General features: G+C 63.5%; 4 protein-coding genes. All 4 read right to left on the bottom strand.

The window, feature by feature from the left end:
- Positions 1-242: 242 nt before the first annotated feature.
- Genes HMPREF0372_RS18005 through uvrC form a run of 4 tightly spaced genes read right to left on the bottom strand, consistent with a single transcriptional unit; the run spans position 243 to position 3,658 of the window.
- Positions 243-746 (bottom strand): hypothetical protein, encoded by a 504-nt coding sequence (locus HMPREF0372_RS18005; RefSeq protein ID WP_007495707.1) that lies wholly within the window; start codon positions 744-746, stop codon positions 243-245.
- A complete protein-coding gene (coaD, locus tag HMPREF0372_RS18000; RefSeq protein ID WP_007495705.1) occupies positions 746-1,243 on the bottom strand; it encodes a pantetheine-phosphate adenylyltransferase in 498 nt (165 codons plus the stop codon). Before coaD ends, HMPREF0372_RS18005 begins: the two co-directional genes overlap by 1 nt.
- Before the next feature lie 34 nt (positions 1,244-1,277).
- Positions 1,278-1,823: a 16S rRNA (guanine(966)-N(2))-methyltransferase RsmD gene (rsmD, locus tag HMPREF0372_RS17995; RefSeq protein ID WP_007495703.1), complete on the bottom strand. Its 546-nt coding sequence runs from the start codon at positions 1,821-1,823 to the stop codon at positions 1,278-1,280.
- A complete protein-coding gene (gene uvrC / locus HMPREF0372_RS17990; RefSeq protein WP_007495701.1) occupies positions 1,814-3,658 on the bottom strand; it encodes an excinuclease ABC subunit UvrC in 1,845 nt (614 codons plus the stop codon). The genes rsmD and uvrC overlap by 10 nt, the downstream gene beginning before the upstream one ends.
- Positions 3,659-3,888 lie beyond the last annotated feature (230 nt).

The following is a 3,888-nucleotide window of genomic DNA, read 5'->3' as shown; positions in this document are numbered from 1 at the left end:
CCCGCCGGCGGAAGTTCCGCCGGCGGGCTCTCTGCCTGTCGAAAAGTTCTCGACAGGCAGAGAGCCTTTTTGAACCCTCGAAAAAGGTTCAAAAAGGCGTTTGATCGAACGCGAAAGGGAACCCTGACGGTTCCCTTTCACACTATTCCTCCCTCCGAAGCCTTCGGCAGGAAGGTTTATCGATCATCTCAAAGCCCGCCGGCGGAAGTTCCGCCGGCGGGCTCTCTGTTTGGTGTTTGGTTTTATTCCGCCTCCACGTCGTAGGGCTGGCGGCCAGCCGGGGCGCCGCCTCCTGCCAAGGCACGGAACCGGGCCCGCGACTTCTTGATCTCGTCGTAGGCCTCGGCCACCGCCTCCTCGGTGCGGCGCAGGGCATCCTCGCAGTAGTCGTTGGCTGCCTTCCGCAGATCGCGGCTGCGCTCCTCCGCAGTGCGCATCAGCTCGTTTGCCTTCTGTTTGGTCTGGGCCAGCAGCTCGTCCTCCGACACCATCTGGCGTGCCTTCTCCTCCGCCTGCTTGCGGATGAGCTCCCCCTCCCGCTTGGCGGAGGCGATATACTCCGTCCGGGCAGCGATGAGCTTCTTGGCCTCGGCCAGCTCCATGGGGAACTGAGCCCGGATCTCGTCCAGCAGATCCAGGGCCTTGTCCCGTTCCAGAATGCACTTGTCACTGCTCAGGGGCATGCTCTTGGCCTCGTCGATCATCTCAAAGAGCATATCCAGTAATTCTTCCACGCCGGTGGCCATCAGCCATCCCTCCTGCTGTCCATTTTTCGTTGTACGTCCCCGATGATCTCCCGGGGTACAAAGTCAGAGAGCTCCGCCCCATAGCGGGCCATCTCTTTGACCATGCTGGAGCTCACATAGGTGTATTTTGCGCTGGAGGGCAGGAACATGGTCTCCAGCCGGGGATTCAGCTTGCGGTTGATGAGCGCCATCTGCAGCTCGTTCTCGTAGTCGGACACCGCCCGCAGGCCCTTCACCAGAGTGCAGGCCCGCTTCTGGCGGGCGTACTCGGCGATGAGGGTGGAGGAACAATCCGCCTCCACGTTGGGCAGCTTGGCCACCACCCGGCGGATGAGCTCCACCCGCTCCTCCGGGGTAAACAGTCCCCGGTTGACTTTCTCCGAGTTGACCATGACGCACACGATCAGCTTGTCAAAGCACACGGCGGCCCGCTTGATGATGTTCAGGTGTCCCAGAGTGATGGGGTCGAAGCTGCCGGGATAGATGGCGGTCTTCATGTGGGCTTCACATCCTTAACTGTCGCACAGCCCGTCAGACCGCACGGTGGTACAGCGTGATCTTGATCTTGCCGTAGCGGTAATCCCGCCCCTTGGCATAGGGGGCGGCCAGCTCCGGAAGGACGCTCTCCGCCGCACTTTCGCAGACTATTATACCATTTTCCGTCATAATGTCAATCTTGGCGATGGCCTCCAGGGCCTTTTCCAGCATCCCGGCGCCGTAGGGCGGGTCCAGGAACACCAGGTCGAATTTCTCCCGGCAGCCGGTGAGGAAGGCCAGATAGTCCCCCTGCACCACCTTCCCCTGCTCCTCTAGCTTGGTGTGGGCCAGGTTGGCCCGGATGACCGCGGCGGCCTCCTTCCGCACGTCCACAAAGGTGCAGGACGCCGCGCCCCGGGACAGGGCCTCGATGCCCATCTGGCCAGTACCGCCGAAGAGATCCAGCACTCGCCGGCCCTCTACGTCAAACTGCACGATGTTGAAGACCGACTCCTTCACCTTGTCGGTGGTGGGCCGGGTCTCCAGCCCGGGCAGCTCTTTGAGCCGCATCCCCCGGGCCGTTCCGGTAATCACTCGCATGATGGTTCCTCCCCTTTCTGATGGAAAAAGTCATAGACCGCCCGGGCGGTGTTTTTGGGCACTGCATCCTCCAGCTCCGCCAGGGTGGCCGATTTGATATTTTTGATGCTCTTAAACGCCTTGAGCAGCTCAGCCCGCCGCTTCTCCCCCACGCCGGGGATCTGGTCGAGCACCGAGCCGCGCACCCGCTGGTTCTGCTGCTGGCGGTGGAACTCGATGGCAAAGCGGTGGGTCTCCTCCTGGATCTGGCCGATGAGGGAGAAGATGGCCTGGTTGCCCTGGATGCCGATCTCCTTTCCCTCGGGGGTGACCAGGGCGCGGGTGCGGTGGCGGTCGTCCTTCACCATGCCGAAGATGGGAATACGCAGGCCCAGGCTCTCCAGCACCCGCACCGCCACGTTGGCGTGGTTGACGCCGCCGTCGATGAGGAGCAGGTCGGGCTTGTCGGAAAACTTCTCGTCCCCGTCCAGATAGCGCTGGAAGCGCCGCGTCAGCACCTGCTCCATGGAGGCATAGTCGTCGGGGCCGTCCATGTCCTTCAGCTTGAAGCGGCGGTAGTCCCGCTTGAGGGGCTTTGCGTTGACGTACACCACCATGGAGGCCACGATGTCGTCGGCGCCCTGGTTGGAGATGTCGTAGGACTCGATGCGCCGGGGGGGCGCGTCCAGATCCAGCATCCGGCCCAGCAGCTCCATCAGCTTGCTCTGCCGCTCCTCCCGGGTGGTCCAGCGCTCCACCTCCTCCACCGCGTTTTTGTTGGCCAGGCGGATGAGATCCATCTTGGCCCCACGCTGGGGGGTGATCAGCTCCACCCTGTGCCCCGCCTGCTCGGACAAAAGGCGCATCAGGGGCACCGCGTCCTCCAGCTCGCAGGGCAGGAGGATCTGCCGGGGCAGGCGGCCCCGACCGCCGTAGTACTGCCCCACCAGGGCGGAGAGGATGTCCGCCCTGTCCTCCTCCATGGGTGTCTCGATGAGCTCCCAGTCCTTGGCCGCCAGCTCGCCCTCCACATAGTGGAGCACCACAAAGCAGCTCCGGGTGGCCTCCCCCTTGTGGAAGCCCACCACGTCGGTGTCCGCCAGGGAGCCCGCCACCACCTTCTGCCGCTTGCCCAGCAGCTCGATGGCCTTGTAGCGGTCCCGCAGCTCGGCTGCCTTCTCGAAGCGCAGCTCCTCCGCCGCCTGCTCCATCTCGGCCAACAGCTCCTCCCCCACCTCCTTGAACTGCCCCTCCAGCAGGCGCACCGCCTGGTCGATGGCCTCCCGGTAGCGGGTCTGATCCATCTCCTTCCGGCAGTAGCCGTCACACTGGCCCATGTGGTAATTCAGGCAGGGCCGCTCCTTTCCGATGTCTCGGGGGAACTTCCGGCTGCACGAGGGCAGCTTCAGGGCGACGCGCAGGGCGTCGATGATATTCTGGGTGCTCCCCCGGCTGCCGTAGGGGCCGAAGTACCGCGCCCCGTCCTCCGCCGCCCGGTTGGCCAGGGAGAAGCGGGGGTAGGGCTCCTTCACCGTCAGGCGGATGTAGGGGTAGCCCTTGTCGTCCTTGAGCAGGATGTTGTAGTGGGGCTGGTGGCGCTTGATGAGGGAGTTCTCCAGAATCAGCGCCTCAAACTCCGAGTCGGCCACAATCACGTCGAAGTGGTCAATCTGGCTCACCATGGCCCGGGTCTTCTCCGTGTGGGAGGCCAGGTTTGCGAAGTACTGGCTCACCCGGTTCTTCAGCGCCTTGGCCTTGCCCACGTAGATGACCTCGTTTTTGGCGTCCTGCATGATATACACGCCCGGCTTCAGCGGCAGGGCATGCGCTTTTTCCTTGAGTTCGTCGAAAGTCATAATCGGGGCAGTATGCCCTCCTCTCTGCCTGGGTCTCTTATGCCCTGCCGCTGGACGCGGCAGCGTCCCGGCGCTTCGCGCCGTCCGAGCGTTTGGCCGCAGGCCAAACCTCGCCGCAGGCGGAATTCACTTCCGCTGAGGATGTCAAATCATCCCCCTGGGGTTCCCAAAGGCGCCCCGCGCCTTTGGGGGGATGGGGCATGCGCTTTTTCCTTGAGTTCGTCGAAAGT

It is taken from the genome of Flavonifractor plautii ATCC 29863 (assembly GCF_000239295.1).
Taxonomy (GTDB): Bacteria; Bacillota; Clostridia; order Oscillospirales; family Oscillospiraceae; genus Flavonifractor; species Flavonifractor plautii.
This window is presented reverse-complemented; position numbering and strand designations above follow the sequence as displayed.